The organism is Oceanobacillus sp. FSL W8-0428 (assembly GCF_038004405.1).
In the GTDB taxonomy this organism is placed as follows: Bacteria; Bacillota; Bacilli; order Bacillales; family Amphibacillaceae; genus Oceanobacillus; species Oceanobacillus sojae.
In genome coordinates this window covers 390804-404756 of sequence record NZ_JBBORB010000001.1, presented here as the reverse complement: position 1 = coordinate 404756, position 13953 = coordinate 390804, and the positions used below count along the sequence as shown (strand labels likewise).

The following is a 13953-nucleotide window of genomic DNA, read 5'->3' as shown; positions in this document are numbered from 1 at the left end:
AAAACCTGCCTTTTTAAGAATTTGTACCAAATGAGTTGTCTTTTCATTTGATATGTTTATACTAACGTTAAATCATGTCAAAAAGTGATACTGTTTAGGAGGATATCATGAAAAAAGTTGAACGGATTAATATAATCATGCGCTATATCAATAATCGCTCCCGTTTTACCATATCAGAAATCATGCGGGAATTTAACATTTCACGATCGACAGCTATTAGAGATATACGGGAAATTGAAGCGATGGGAATGCCGCTTGTCGCTGAAGTGGGAAGAGACGGAGGTTATTTTGTTATGAATAACTCCGTCCTGCCCACTGTTCGCTTCACGGATAATGAGATCAAAGCTCTTTTTCTTGCTTTTATGGCTACCAGAAATCAGCAGCTTCCTTATTTAAAAAGCCGTCACTCTCTGGCTGAAAAGCTGCTTGGTTTAATCTCTGAAAATCAACAGGATGACCTGGTTCTTTTAAATCAAATTCTGCTGTTTGAAGGAACTAATCCCAATAATCCTGATTTGCTTGACCTGTCTGATCTTCCTCATCCTATGCTGGAACAGCTTATCCAAAACATCCTTCTGGATAGCTATTTATGGATTACTGTACAGGAAGGAAAAGAATTAAAATTTTATCCGATTTATCTTCTGCATCTTTATCGGGAGAAAAGCCGCTGGTTGATTGAAGGCTTCCATTTGAAAGAAGAAAAGACGCAAATTATTCCTGTAGACAGTCTTACTGATGTTGAACCCTATCCTGTTAAAAATAGACTAAGCAGGAAAAAGATTTTGGAGAAACAGCGTTTGCAGAAAAAAGATGTTAACCTTGTGATTGACTTGGGGCCAAACGCAATTGCTCAATTTAAAAAGTATCATCCCCTTACTGTTTCTATTTCTTATACTAATCCTTACCAGACTAGTGCGCGTTTAAACACTTTTGTCGATGTCAGGAATGAAGAGGAGATTAGTGAGATGGTTAGCTGGCTGCTTTTTCTTGGGGAAGATGTCGTGGTTAGGGAAATGCCGGGAGAGGTATTGTATGAAGTAAACAAGAGAGGATGGAGATATTGATTACGGAATTTTTGAACGAGAGTTCACAGAGTAAAGAGGTGCTATTACATAATTTAGATTTCTAAAAATTTATCTTGTATATCCAAATGAAAACGCTTATAATAAAATACAGAATACGGTATATTGGTAAAAGGGGGGTATATATGTGGGAAAGACTCTATTCTAAAAATGGTCTGGCGGCTAAGAAAATTGCAGAGTTATTGAATAAGATAGATGTTGGAGCCAAGGTGCCACGAGTTTCAGATTACAGCGAAAGATTGAATATTGGCAGAGGAACTGTGCAGCAGGCTATGAAATTGCTGGAAGAGATGAAAGCAATTCAGACAGAGGCAAGAGGTCATTTAGGCACTTTCTTAGTTTGGAAAGATGATAATGTTTTATTGGAAATAGCAGGGATTGCTACTTTGATTGGATCAATGCCATTGCCTTATTCCAGAAAGTATGAAGGATTGGCAAGTGGAATTGTTGAAGCTTTTGAATCAGCAGGAAAGCGGGTTAATTTAATTTATATGCGTGGTGCAACAAATCGAATTGAGTCTTTAAGAACGAAGAGATGTGATTATGCTGTTGTATCCAAAATGACTGCAAAACTTACTTTATCTGACTACCCTAATCTGAAAATATTAAGAAGCTTTGGAGAGAATACCTATGTCTCTGCGCATAAAGTTTTCTTAGCAGACAAAGAAAAAAATGAAATTGAGGATGGAATGAGGGTTGGCGTGGACCAAGAGTCATTAGACCAATTTCAATTAACACATCTGGAATTTGCGGAAAAAGATGTTGAATTTGTAGATGTTAACTATATGCAGCTATTCGATAAATTATCGAGTAAAGAAATAGATGCTACCATTTGGAATGTGGATGATAAGAGGATGACAAGGAATTTTAAATCTATTTCCTTCCAATCTGTAGAAGCTCAGAAGCTTGCAAGGGACACATCGCAGGCGGTCATTGTTATTGAAGGTGACCGGGAAGAGGAAATGAATGAAAAATGGCACTCCGTAACTGAAGAGAAGATACTACAGGTGCAACAAAGTGTAGAAAAGGGAGAAGTAATACCGAGGTATTAATATCCTTCCTTATAATAAAATACAATATACAGTATATAGAGGTATGATAATATGAACAAATTGGAAATGAATAAGAAATTAACAATTTTATTAGAAGGTCAAATCATTACGAAGCAAGCTTATGATGTTACGAATCAAACGTATGATTTTTTAGCAGCAAAATTTAACAAAGAACCAATTGAAAACTCGGAAATGTTTTGGACACATATGTGTATGGCTTTAGCCCGAATTGAAAAAGGGGAAGAATTGGAAGGTCCATCTCAGGCAGTCGTAGATGATATATATCAGACACCATATATGGAAGAAATAAAAGAGGTCATTGAGTTTGTAAAAGATCAGCTTCATCACGAATTTCCAAAAGAAGAGCAGGATTATTTTTATCTCCATTTACATGGAGTTATGGAGAATAACAAATAGGAGGTTTTATTATGTTGAAAATTGTAATTGGTGGTCAATTAAACAAGCAGGTAATTGAGAAGCAAATTAAAGAGTTGGGTGGGCAGGAAGTCGATGTGGTAATCAAGAGTGATTTAGATGCTGTAATGGCTATTAAAAATAAGCAGGCTGACTACTATGTCGGAGCGTGTGAAACTGGATCAGGCGGTGCACTTGCAATGGCTTATGCGTTATTAGGACAGAGCAATTGTGTTTCGTTAGCTTCCCCGAGTTCTGTCATGAGCAAAGAGCAAATAGAAGAAGAAGTAAACAAAGGGAAGGTAGCTTTTGGTTTCACTGCTCCTTCCTCGAAGAATATGTTAGATATTTTAATCCCTGCTTTACTAAATAAATAAGGACGGGTCAGGAGGTAGGAAAGAATGGAGTTTACAATCATTCAGCTTATATCTATTGCTTTAGTCGGTGCAATAGGTTCCATGCTGGTTAATCGAGGGGTAGCAGTGTTTAATGATGGGCTGCGGCCTATTATGCCAGAATATTTGGAAGGACGTATTACAAGAAAAGAACTGGCAGCAACTAGTTTTGCTTTAAGTTTTGGGTTAATTATTGGATTTGGGATTCCTTTATCCATTGGTGCAGTAATTATTATAGCACATAGTATTTTATTAGCTTGTGACATCATTGGTATTTGGACGCCAGATAGTAAAAAAGGAATGATTATCTCAGGAATTGTCGGCGCTGTGTACAGCATTGGAGTATGTCTGGGTCTTCAGTTTATTGTTGATCTGTTTAACCAGCTTCCAATCAATTTCTTGGAGTCTTTAAGTCTGGTAGGAACTCCTATCATTATATCTTTCACGGTTTTCCCGGCAGTAGCTGTAGGGTATCAGCATGGGATGAAGAAGGCAATGAGTACAGCTCTGATTACTTTTATCGCCTACCTCTTATTTGCTAAATTTGGATCATTTACCGTTGCCTCTTATGATATAACATTAAGTCCGGAGGGGATGGCGCTCTTAGTCGGAATGTTGATGATGGTATATTATGCGGCAAAAGTGAAAGGCGAGGGAGAATCTACGAATGCTGATTTGGTAAATATATTTGCTGAGCGTGTAAATAAAATCAGGAAAAACCGCTGGTTACTTGCGTTAATGGGTGGTTTGATTGCGCTGGTATCTGCACAGTTAATACTTGCAGTAGATGCCATGCCGCAAGCCTTAATTAACGAGGGAAAATATACTGAAGGTGCAATTGCAACGTTTGCAAGAGCGATTGGATTTATTCCTTTGGTATTCTCAACCGCAATTGTAACTGGAGTCTATGGTCTTGCTGGTACAACAATGGTTTTTGTAGTTGGTCTTATTTTTAGGGATATTCCGATACTGGCGTTCGTATTAGGAGCGGTAGTTATGTATGCAGAAGTAATGCTGCTGTCCATAGTTACTAAAAGCATGGATAAACTCCCGGGAGTTCGGGAAATGGGAGAGCATATTCGAACATCATTAGCGGATGTATTGGGGATGGCCATATTAATTGGGAGTGCCATGGCTTCTGAACAGATTGCGCCTGGAATTGGATTTTTCTGGGTGATGGGATTCTACCTAATTAACCGTATGGCCAAGAAACCGCTCGTAGAATTAGCTGTAGGACCTGTAGCAGTTGTTGCTTTAGGAATTCTGGTCAATATTTTGAACCTGGTAGGTTTATGGTAAATAAATTTCTTACATAAACCACATCACTCTGTCATTTTAAATGGATAGAGATATAAAGCTAGTTGAAGCCTATGGAAGGAATGGGATTGTTATGTTAGTTAGCGGGATAACTTATATGCATGAGCATACGACAATAGATTTATCGGAAGTGAAAAATACGGAAGACTGCCAACTGGATGTGTTCTCGGAGACTGTATCAGAATACAAAAAATTATACGAAAAAGGTGTCCGAAATATTGTTGATGTCACAAATTTTGGGATGGGAAGGAATATTCCGTTTGTAGAGAAGGCTGCGGAATTAAGCGAGATAAATATTATTCATTCTACGGGTTTTTATCAGGAAGAATTCTACCCAGTACAGGTGTGGAGAGAAACCAAGGAACAGTTGGCTGAAAGAATGATAAAAGAAATCAATGAGGGGATTAAAGGAACAAACGTAAAGGCTGGCATTATTGGAGAAATTGGTACGAGTTTTAATGAATGGACAGAAACAGAGAAGAAAGTCTTTGATGCTGTTGTTATTGCTCATAGAGAAACCAATAAACCGATAACAACACATACCTCCATTGGGACACTTGGATTAGAACAGGTAGAATTTTTCAAATCAGAAAAAGTAGATTTGGATAAAGTTGTTATCGGACACGTTGATCTTACTGGAGATGCCGATTATATATTGAACATGTTGAAACAAGGTGTATATGTTGAATTTGATACGGTAGGTAAGGAAAGCTATATGCCAGACCGCACAAGAGCAGAAATGTTAAAGAAAATCCAAGATGCCGGATATATAGAACGCGTATTTTTATCAATGGATATTACGAGAAAATCTCATTTAGAGTACCAAGGAGGACTGGGATACAGCTTTTTACTGGATTCGTTTGTTCCTTTGATGCAGTCTCACGGCATTACAGATGAGTCCATTGATAAAATGCTCGTAAAAAATCCGATGACTTTTATGAATACCTGAGAAAAATTATATTCATAGAGAGTTAAGGAATGCTGATATATGAAAGAATAGGCTGGCTGAAAAGATTTGGTGCTTAGAAATCCATGAAATATTTCTCCAGTCTATTCAAAAATATTATCTATGTCTTAGATAGGGGAAATAAGCATGACAAAAAGAGTGATTATTTTAATACTGGACAGTTTAGGTGTCGGCAATATGGATGATGTGAAAGAATATCATCCACAGGATATTGGCGCAAATACCTTTTATCATATTTTAGATAAAACATCTTTAAATATACCAAATCTTGAAAGACTGGGAATAAATAAAATTCTACATCATCCTAAATTAAAAAATGAAGAAAATCTGGCTAGCTACGGTGTATTGAATTTAATGCATCAGGGAGCTGATAGTTTTGAAGGCCATAATGAAATTATGGGTTCGAAGCCGAAGAAAGCATACCTTGCTCCTTTTATTGAGAATATGGAAGAAGTGAAAGCAGCGTTAGAAAATGAGGGATATAAAGTAACGATACCTAATCCAAAGATGCCATATCTGCTGGTGAATGATCTCGTTATAGTGGCAGATAATATCGAGACCGATTATGGACAAATATATAATGTGAGTGCTCCTTTAGATTATATTTCGTTCGAAGAAGTTTTGAAAATAGGAAATTGTGTCCGAAAAAATGTCAAAGTGAACAGAGTGATTGCACTTGGAGGGAAAAATGTGACTCCAAAGCATTTACAAGCATCTATAGAACGCCGGGCCGATGGATTAGTCGGCGTAAACTCTCCAAAATCAAATGTTTATAAACAAGGATATGAAGTTCGTCATCTGGGATATGGAATATCTCCGAAGTATCAGCTGCCGACGATTGCTGTAAAAGAAGGGCTGGATGTATCTCTGGTAGGAAAAATGCAGGACGTTATTTATTGTGAAGGTGCTAAAAAATTTCCTGGAGTTGATACAAAACAAGTAATGGAAAATATCCTTCATGAGATGGATCATGTGAATTCTGGTTTGATTGCAGCAACAGTCCAAGAAACGGATCTTGCTGGTCATGCTCAAGATCCGGATAGGTATGCAGATCGTATTGAATTAGTAGATACGTATTTGACGGAAGTATTTCATAGAATGACAAAGAACGATTTATTAATTATGAGTGCTGATCATGGTAATGATCCTACAATTGGCCATAGTCAGCATACAAGAGAAAAAACGTATTTACTTGCTTTTCATAAAGGCTGGAATCCAATAAACATCGGAGAAAGGGACACGCTGTCAGATATAGGTGCCACGGCAGCTGCTTATTTAGAACTGCATCCGACAGAAAATGGAGAGTCGTTTCTTTTTGAATAAGTATTTGTGATTGGAGAGGGAAGTTTATGTTTCTGGAAATAACAAAAAAACGTAACTATAAATTAATAGATATTTCTTTAAAGCTGCATCAGCAGGGAATCATTGATCCAAATACGTATGTACTCGATTTGGATACGATTAAAGAAAATGCATCTATGTTAAATAAAGAAGCTGAAAGATTAGGTATGGAATTATTTTTTATGACAAAACAAATTGGAAGAAACCCAGCTGTAGCCAATGCTATCGTAGAAGCAGGTATCAAAAAAGCTGTAGCGGTTGACCCATGGGAAGCCATCACATTGAGTAAGGCTGGTATTCAGATTGGACATGTTGGGCATCTTGTTCAAATACCTAAAAATATGATTCGGACCATCTTAAAACTCAACCCAGATTATATTACTGTATTCAGCTACGAAAATGCAAAAAATATAAGTGATATTGCAAATGAAATGGGAAAATCACAGAAAATCTTTTTGCGTATTGCTGAGGAAAACGATTATATTTATTATGGCCAGGAGGGCGGATTTACCTTATCCAGGCTGTTTGAAGATATAAAAAAATTAGAAGCATTAAAGGCTGTAGAAATAGCCGGATTAACAAGTTTTCCCTGTCTGCTTATTAAAGAAAATAAACCATCTGTTACACCTAATGTTGCATCGATGCAAAAGGCAAATGAATTTTTAAAGGAAAAAGGCTATGAGCATTTGGAATTGAATATGCCTAGTGCTACTTCGACAGAAACGATGCGTTTATTAAAAGAGCATGGCGCCACCCAAGGAGAACCTGGTCATGCACTGACAGGCACCACGCCACTGCATACAGAAGATTTTCTGAAAGAAAGACCAGCGATGACATATGTGTCTGAAGTTTCTCATGTGTCTAATAAGAAGGCGTATGTGTTCGGTGGTGGATTTTACCCAAGATCACATATGAAGTGCGCTTTGGTAGGATCTAGTAGCACACAGTTGAAGAAAGTACCTGTTCTTCAAAATGAACCAGGGCATATTGATTATTACGGGACACTCGATACGGATTGTGTTCATATTGGAGATACAGCAATTTTTGCCTTCCGTACACAAGTTTTTGTGACACATGCAAAAATTGCTGTTATTCAGGGACTCTCCAGTTCACCAAAATTGATAGGTATCTATGATTCAGTGGGGAATTTACTGAGTGATGGACAAACGATAGATAATGAATAAAAATAAACCAGCCTTTTAGAAATTTTTTGTAAATATATCAATTGAAATAGGGGAAAGGGGTACTTATCATGGGCTACGATGTATCACAGCTGAAATATGCAAACTCTGTGCTTCCCTCTTTAACTGTACAGGAAGCGCAGCAATTACAGTTCAAATTAGTAGAGAAGATAAGTGAACATTTTACCGGAGCCCAGTTTTTAACTATGGGTGATTTAGGTTTGACTGCTCAGTATAAAAAGCCTGAGTATACCGAAAATGCAGAGCGTGTATTAGCTGCATTTTTTGGTGCGGAAAAAGCTGCACTGGTTCGTGGTGCAGGGACAGGTGCTATTCGTATCATTTTAAGTGAATTAATGAAAGCTGGGGAAACGATGATTATTCATAAAGCACCTGTCTATACAACGACAAAAGATACCATTCGTATGTTAGGTCTTAAAACGAAAGCTGTTGATTATAATGACAGAAAAGCTGTTGAAGCATTGGTGATGGAGGATAAAGAAAGTAAAGTATTCTATATTCAGCATGCCAGACAACAGCCTTCTGATACATATGAATTGCGGCAAATAATTGAGATGGTGAAGCATTTAAGGCCGGAATTACCGATTGTTGTGGATGATAATTACTGTGTCATGAAAACGAATGGAATAGGGGTTGAATACGGAGCTGATTTTTCTACTTTTTCTGGTTTTAAACTCTTGGGACCAGAAGGAGTCGGTGTTATTGTCGGTAAAGAAAAACAGATTCAACAATTGCAGAAAAAGAATTATTCTGGCGGCGGGCAGGTGCAAGGATACGAGGCATTAGAATTATTACGCATGATGACATTTTCTCCTGTTTTACTGGCAACTCAAAATGAACAGGTAGAGGAGCTCTGCAAGTTACTTAATGAAGGAGCTATTAAAGGGATAGAAAATGCATATATAGCGAATGCCCAATCAAAGAATGTAATTGTTGAATTAAAAGAACCAATAGCTGAACAAGTGTTAAAGAGAAGTAATGAATTAGGAGCGGCTACACATCCAGTAGGTGCTGAGTCGAAATATGAAATTTTACCCTTGATTTATCGTGTATCCGGAAGTTTTATAGAAGCTGAACCTCACTTAAAGCAATATGGATTGCGTATTAACCCTATGAAATCTGGTGCAAATATGATATTGAGTATATTAGATAAGGCAATAAATTTATCAAATATTACAAGTGATGTATAAGTGAAACCGGTTCTGAAATCTTTAGCAGAAAGTTATAGAGGATGATTCAGCTTGCTGTGCAAAAAATGATTGAACAAATGAACGAAAAAAAGACAGGGGCATTAGTTAAATCAGCAAATGGATCAGTAACGGAGAATTTCACATTCAATCGTTTTCTAATTATTGTATTATATAAACTTTAAAATGCTTTGCTTAGTAACATAAGGCAAAGCATTTTTGCGTTGTTTTGAAAAAAACATTGCACACTAACCTATCAAATCAGCTAATGCTAACTATATCTGTGACACTCTTTCAGAAAATAGACAACACTAATATTAATTAACTGAATTTTAACTGAAATTTATATATTCACACTAGTTGGCATGGAATTTGCATGTATTTGATGAAAGGACAATGACTAGGAGGGAATATCGAAGTGAAGAAGTTCTTGATTGCTTCGCACGGAGATTTCGCCAAAGAAATGGTGAATTCTGTGCAAATGATTATGGGGCCTGCTGTAAATATAAATTTCATCAGTATGCACCCTCATACAAGTATAGAAAATATAAAAGAAGAATTAAATTCTTTAATTATGCAAGGAGGTGAAGAGAATGAATATATCATTTTAACGGATGTTCTAGGCGGTAGTATATCAAATCTTTGTACCGAGTTTGTAAGTAATAAGGTGAATATTATTACAGGATTTAATTTGCCAATGATGTTGGAAATGATAAGTCTTCAGGAAAAAATGGATACAAATGAACTAATTGATCACTGTATAAATCAAGGTAAAAAAGGAATTATTCATGTGAATAAAGTAGTTCAAAACAATAGTTAAGGAGGGATTCTTCATGATAAAACTAGTCAGGATTGATGACCGATTAATACATGGTCAAGTAGCTTATACATGGACGGGATATTTAGGAGCAAATGTCATATTAATTGCAAACGATCAAGTTCTTAAAGATGAACTGAAAAAAATGGCTCTAAATCTAGCTGCCCCTTCAGGAGTGAAAGTGTTATTTAAATCTCTTGACGAGTCTATTGAATATTTGAACAGTGACGCATCATCAAAATTAAAGATATTTGTTTTAGTAGATAAATCGGCGGATGCTTTAAAGCTCGTGAAGGGAGTAAAAGAGATCAGCTCCATTAATGTAGGAGGAATGAGGATGTCTGATGGCAAGGAAATGAGAACGCCTTCAATCGCGGTTGATGAACAGGATATTAATCATTTTAAGGAAATGGAGGAATCGGGTGTTCAGATAGAAATTCGACAGACACCGGTAGAAAATAAGAAACCGTTAGCTGTTTTATTAAATAAATAAGGAGGTGCTTCTATGTTTATCCAAGCACTGCTAATTGGGGTAATTGGTGGACTTGCTGAGTGGGATTCACGCATATTCGGAGATAATATGCTGGGAAGACCAATTATTCTTGGGCCAGCTGTAGGGCTGGTGTTGGGTGACTTCACTACAGGACTGATTGTAGGAGGAACATTGGAGCTGGTTTTTATGGGAATTGTGGGTATTGGCTCTACTTCCCCGGCAGATGTGATAACTGGCGGAATAGCTGGTACAGCATTTGCAATCCTCTCAGGTGTTGAAGCTACAGTTGCAGCAACATTGGCTGTTCCTGTTTCTTTACTTGGGGCTCAATTGCAAAATCTGGTTAGAATTATAAATTCTTATTGGATGAAAAAAGCGGATCAATATGCAGAAGAAGGAAATATGAAGGCGATTGAGTGGTCACATCGAGGCGGTTATGCTGTTTTTTTCTTAAGTCAATTTATACCAGTATTTCTTCTTATTTACCTAGGCTCCAATTTTATTGATTCACTTGTTAATGCTATTCCAGAATGGCTTACAGATGGACTGTCGATGGGAGCAGGACTGCTGATTGCTATTGGATTTGCGATGATAATGAAAATGATTCTTACTAAAAATCTGATTCCATTTTTCTTGGGCGGTTTTGTCTTAGCTGCTTATCTTGAAATGGATATTATCGGTGTGACAGTTATCGGAGTAATTGTAGCTTTAGTTTTATTACAAATGAAGGGAGGAGAAGCCGATGATAGATCCGTCTAGCCAGGAGATTACCCGGAAAGATCTATTAAAAGTTTTTTGGAGATCCCTTCGTCTATTAGGTTCATTTAATTTTGAAAGAATGCAAGCACTGGGTTATGTCCATACGATGATACCGATTATTAAAAAGCTTTATAAAACAAAAGAAGATACGGTTGCTGCGCTGAAAAGACATCTCCTATTTTTCAATACAGCTCCATGGCTTGCAACCTTTATTTTTGGAATAACGATAGCGATGGAAGAACAAAATGCAAAAAATAAGGATTTTGATTCTAACTCTATCGAAAGTACAAAAATAAGTTTAATGGGCCCCTTGGCGGCTATTGGAGATTCTTTTTGGTGGGGGACCTTTCGATTGCTTGCAGCAGGTATAGGTACATCATTAACTGTGGAAGGAAATCCATTGGGATTGCTGCTTTACGTACTGGTATTTAATGTGCCTCATTATCTGGCTCGATATTACGGGTTGTTTATTGGATATAAAGTTGGCGCGAGCTTTTTAAATAAAGCAATGGAAAGTGGAATTATGCAGAAAATAACATACGGCGCATCCATCGTAGGGTTAATGTCAGTTGGTGCTATGACCGCTACCATGGTTAAATTCGAGACACCTCTTGAATTTAATTTTGGTGATGCTTCCATAAAAGTGCAGGAGGTTTTAGATCAAATCTTTCCAGCGATTCTTCCGCTGGCAGTTACGTTTTTCGTTTATTACTTATTAAAGAAAGAAGTAAAGATTATGTACGTTATCTTGGGGCTTCTTGCTTTTGGAATAGTCGCTTCGTTGATTGGGCTTATGTAGGCTTACGAAAAAAATTTTTAGGAGCTGGTTCATTATGAAAATAGAAGATTTAAAAAGAGGATTATATGTATCTTGTCAGGCGCTTCCAGAAGATCCTTTGTATGGATGTATGGGGAAAATGGCGTCAGCAGCAGAATCCGGTGGAGCTGTCGGTGTCAGAATAAATACAGTGAAGGATATTAAAGAGGTTAAAAATATCGTCTCCATTCCAATTATAGGCTTAATAAAAAAAAGATATCAAGGAAGTAATGCTTACATTACGCCAACTATCAATGAGGTGGAAGAAGTTGCAGAAGCTGGAGCGGATATTGTCGCAGTCGATGCAACAAACGAACTAAAGCCCGATGGGAAGAACACGCATGAATTTATAACAGATATAAAGAAAAGGTTTGATGTGTTAGTAATGGCAGATATCTCCTCCGTGGAGGATGGGATAAATGCTTGGAATTCAGGAGCAGATATACTGGCGACGACCTTATCAAGTTCGAAACCTGGCAAAATGCCGACAACAGGAGATCGCATTCATAAAATGCCTGATTTTAACTTGATTCAGGAGCTTGTTAAACAAGTAACCATTCCTGTTTTTGGAGAAGGTGGTTTTTGGGGAGGTGAAGACACTGTTCAAGCATTTGAGATAGGAGCGCATTCCGTAGTGGTAGGAAGTGCAATTACAAGGCCGCAAGTAACAACCAATCGTATTTCCACAGCAATTCAAGATTTTCTGTGCTCAACAAAATAAAGAGGGATTGCAGAAAAAAATGAGCAATAATCAAATAATTATACCTAAGAAAGGGAGATTTAAAAAATGAGAGTCGAAGATTATATGAGAGAAACCCCAGAAAAAATGAAAGAGATTATCCAAAATGCCGACCAATTATTTGCTGAAGTAAGAACTTTGAATATTGAACGTATGATTGTAACTGGATCTGGCACAAGTTTTCATGCAGGGCTGCAAACACAGAAATTAATGCAGCGTCTTACGGGGATCCGTGTAGACGCCTATTACCCGTTTATGATTGATAAGGAAACCTTTATAGGTGATAATTCGAAAACATTAGTAATCGGTATTTCACAAGGAGGGGCAAGTAATTCAACATATGGCGCGATGAAGCTGGCGAAAGAGGCAGGGTGTATGGTGGCATCTATGGCTGGAAAGGAGGGGGCGGTTATTGATGAAGCGGCTGATTATATTTTAACCGTACATTGTGGTGAAGAAAAAGCTGGTGCGAAGACAAAAGGGTATTATTGTACGAAATTAAATTTGACGCTTCTTGCACTACAGATTGCCAGAGAAACAAGTAAACTAACAGAAAATGAATATGCAAATGACATTGCTTCCATAGAGAAAAGTGCCGATCAATTTTTAAAAACATATCATGCTTCCCTTGACTGGATTAACACTAATAAAGAAAAACTTACACAGGCAAAGGATATTCGTGTTATTGGAACAAGCGAGATTTATGGAGATACATTGGAGGGCGCGCTGAAATTACTGGAAACAATGCGCATTCCTGTTACCGGCTACGAATTTGAGGAGTTTATTCATGGAATATATAATGCTATCAATGAGGATTCAACAATTATCATTTTAGATACGGGGGTGGAGCCGCGAGTAGAAAAGATGGTTAAAGTACTCTCAGGATGGACAAATTCTATTTATGTCATTGGCAATAAAGGTAATGTGCCTGACAGTTCTCAGAATTTAAAAACGGAATTCATTAATCACCAATACTATAAAACTTATGAATATATAATTCCCATTCAAATGATATGTGCTCAAATCCCTATATTAAAGGGAGTAGATCCAAGTATTCCAAAGGATCCGCAGTTCCATCAAAAATTAGAAAGTAAAATTGGAGATGTAGATTAAGAAGAAATAATAAGTCCAATAAACAATAAGAGCTGCTCTTATTGTTTATTGGATTTCAACAGTTTAGCATGGCTTTTCACCCTGACTAGATTCATTATGCATAGATAAGTCCTTGTATCACTGAAAAAGAAAGGGTAAATCGAATTTTCTAAGAAGTCTAGTGAACAAACCTTCACCTATTTCTATAAACAACCAGATGACAATAATACTATGACTCAAATCATGTTTTCGTGAAGCTTTTCCATACTTGCAACTGAC

The 13953-nt window shown here is 37.1% G+C and carries 16 protein-coding genes; all 16 read left to right on the top strand.

Features of this window, described 5'->3' with window-relative positions:
- Positions 1-107: 107 nt before the first annotated feature.
- On the top strand, positions 108-1064 hold the full coding sequence (locus MKY30_RS01820; RefSeq protein ID WP_341082627.1) for a helix-turn-helix transcriptional regulator: 957 nt from the start codon (positions 108-110) through the stop codon (positions 1062-1064).
- A 143-nt stretch (positions 1065-1207) separates the two neighbouring features.
- Positions 1208-2134: a GntR family transcriptional regulator YhfZ gene (gene yhfZ, locus MKY30_RS01815; RefSeq protein ID WP_341082626.1), complete on the top strand. Its 927-nt coding sequence runs from the start codon at positions 1208-1210 to the stop codon at positions 2132-2134.
- A gap of 51 nt (positions 2135-2185) precedes the next feature.
- Positions 2186-2551 (top strand): PRD domain-containing protein, encoded by a 366-nt coding sequence (locus tag MKY30_RS01810; RefSeq protein WP_147210065.1) that lies wholly within the window; start codon positions 2186-2188, stop codon positions 2549-2551.
- Between the two features lie 11 nt (positions 2552-2562).
- Positions 2563-2925: a DUF2620 domain-containing protein gene (locus MKY30_RS01805; protein ID WP_147210066.1), complete on the top strand. Its 363-nt coding sequence runs from the start codon at positions 2563-2565 to the stop codon at positions 2923-2925.
- A 24-nt stretch (positions 2926-2949) separates the two neighbouring features.
- Complete coding sequence (locus MKY30_RS01800) at positions 2950-4242, top strand: YhfT family protein (protein WP_147210067.1); 1293 nt, start codon at positions 2950-2952, stop codon at positions 4240-4242.
- Between the two features lie 115 nt (positions 4243-4357).
- Complete coding sequence (locus MKY30_RS01795; RefSeq protein WP_341082625.1) at positions 4358-5209, top strand: phosphotriesterase family protein; 852 nt, start codon at positions 4358-4360, stop codon at positions 5207-5209.
- Positions 5210-5353: 144 nt separating this feature from the next.
- Complete coding sequence (locus MKY30_RS01790; RefSeq protein ID WP_147210068.1) at positions 5354-6550, top strand: phosphopentomutase; 1197 nt, start codon at positions 5354-5356, stop codon at positions 6548-6550.
- A gap of 26 nt (positions 6551-6576) precedes the next feature.
- On the top strand, positions 6577-7752 hold the full coding sequence (locus tag MKY30_RS01785; RefSeq protein ID WP_147210069.1) for a YhfX family PLP-dependent enzyme: 1176 nt from the start codon (positions 6577-6579) through the stop codon (positions 7750-7752).
- Positions 7753-7820: 68 nt separating this feature from the next.
- Positions 7821-8960, top strand: coding sequence for an aminotransferase class V-fold PLP-dependent enzyme (locus MKY30_RS01780; RefSeq protein ID WP_341082623.1), 1140 nt, complete (start codon positions 7821-7823; stop codon positions 8958-8960).
- A gap of 41 nt (positions 8961-9001) precedes the next feature.
- Positions 9002-9142 carry a hypothetical protein gene (locus tag MKY30_RS01775; RefSeq protein WP_341082622.1) on the top strand — a complete coding sequence of 47 codons (141 nt, stop codon included), beginning with the start codon at positions 9002-9004 and terminating at the stop codon, positions 9140-9142.
- A gap of 233 nt (positions 9143-9375) precedes the next feature.
- Positions 9376-9777 carry a PTS sugar transporter subunit IIA gene (locus MKY30_RS01770; protein WP_147210071.1) on the top strand — a complete coding sequence of 134 codons (402 nt, stop codon included), beginning with the start codon at positions 9376-9378 and terminating at the stop codon, positions 9775-9777.
- Positions 9778-9790: 13 nt separating this feature from the next.
- A complete protein-coding gene (locus tag MKY30_RS01765; RefSeq protein ID WP_147210072.1) occupies positions 9791-10267 on the top strand; it encodes a PTS sugar transporter subunit IIB in 477 nt (158 codons plus the stop codon).
- A 12-nt stretch (positions 10268-10279) separates the two neighbouring features.
- Complete coding sequence (locus MKY30_RS01760; RefSeq protein ID WP_147210073.1) at positions 10280-11026, top strand: PTS mannose/fructose/sorbose/N-acetylgalactosamine transporter subunit IIC; 747 nt, start codon at positions 10280-10282, stop codon at positions 11024-11026.
- Positions 11010-11825: a PTS system mannose/fructose/sorbose family transporter subunit IID gene (locus MKY30_RS01755; RefSeq protein WP_147210074.1), complete on the top strand. Its 816-nt coding sequence runs from the start codon at positions 11010-11012 to the stop codon at positions 11823-11825. Before MKY30_RS01760 ends, MKY30_RS01755 begins: the two co-directional genes overlap by 17 nt.
- A gap of 34 nt (positions 11826-11859) precedes the next feature.
- On the top strand, positions 11860-12564 hold the full coding sequence (locus tag MKY30_RS01750; protein ID WP_147210075.1) for an N-acetylmannosamine-6-phosphate 2-epimerase: 705 nt from the start codon (positions 11860-11862) through the stop codon (positions 12562-12564).
- 66 nt (positions 12565-12630) lie between these two features.
- The gene (locus MKY30_RS01745; protein ID WP_147210076.1) at positions 12631-13695 is read left to right on the top strand and encodes an SIS domain-containing protein; all 1065 of its coding nucleotides are present in this window, start codon (positions 12631-12633) and stop codon (positions 13693-13695) included.
- The last annotated feature ends 258 nt before the right edge of the window (positions 13696-13953 follow it).

Bases quoted from the DNA above. Each gene is read 5' to 3' on its own strand.
- MKY30_RS01820 (WP_341082627.1), top strand. From the start codon at position 108: ATGAAAAAAGTTGAACGGATTAATATAATCATGCGCTATATCAATAAT.
- yhfZ (WP_341082626.1), top strand. From the start codon at position 1,208: ATGTGGGAAAGACTCTATTCTAAAAATGGTCTGGCGGCTAAGAAAATT.
- MKY30_RS01810 (WP_147210065.1), top strand. From the start codon at position 2,186: ATGAACAAATTGGAAATGAATAAGAAATTAACAATTTTATTAGAAGGT.
- MKY30_RS01805 (WP_147210066.1), top strand. From the start codon at position 2,563: ATGTTGAAAATTGTAATTGGTGGTCAATTAAACAAGCAGGTAATTGAG.
- MKY30_RS01800 (WP_147210067.1), top strand. From the start codon at position 2,950: ATGGAGTTTACAATCATTCAGCTTATATCTATTGCTTTAGTCGGTGCA.
- MKY30_RS01795 (WP_341082625.1), top strand. From the start codon at position 4,358: ATGCATGAGCATACGACAATAGATTTATCGGAAGTGAAAAATACGGAA.
- MKY30_RS01790 (WP_147210068.1), top strand. From the start codon at position 5,354: ATGACAAAAAGAGTGATTATTTTAATACTGGACAGTTTAGGTGTCGGC.
- MKY30_RS01785 (WP_147210069.1), top strand. From the start codon at position 6,577: ATGTTTCTGGAAATAACAAAAAAACGTAACTATAAATTAATAGATATT.
- MKY30_RS01780 (WP_341082623.1), top strand. From the start codon at position 7,821: ATGGGCTACGATGTATCACAGCTGAAATATGCAAACTCTGTGCTTCCC.
- MKY30_RS01775 (WP_341082622.1), top strand. From the start codon at position 9,002: ATGATTCAGCTTGCTGTGCAAAAAATGATTGAACAAATGAACGAAAAA.
- MKY30_RS01765 (WP_147210072.1), top strand. From the start codon at position 9,791: ATGATAAAACTAGTCAGGATTGATGACCGATTAATACATGGTCAAGTA.
- MKY30_RS01760 (WP_147210073.1), top strand. From the start codon at position 10,280: ATGTTTATCCAAGCACTGCTAATTGGGGTAATTGGTGGACTTGCTGAG.
- MKY30_RS01755 (WP_147210074.1), top strand. From the start codon at position 11,010: ATGATAGATCCGTCTAGCCAGGAGATTACCCGGAAAGATCTATTAAAA.
- MKY30_RS01750 (WP_147210075.1), top strand. From the start codon at position 11,860: ATGAAAATAGAAGATTTAAAAAGAGGATTATATGTATCTTGTCAGGCG.
- MKY30_RS01745 (WP_147210076.1), top strand. From the start codon at position 12,631: ATGAGAGTCGAAGATTATATGAGAGAAACCCCAGAAAAAATGAAAGAG.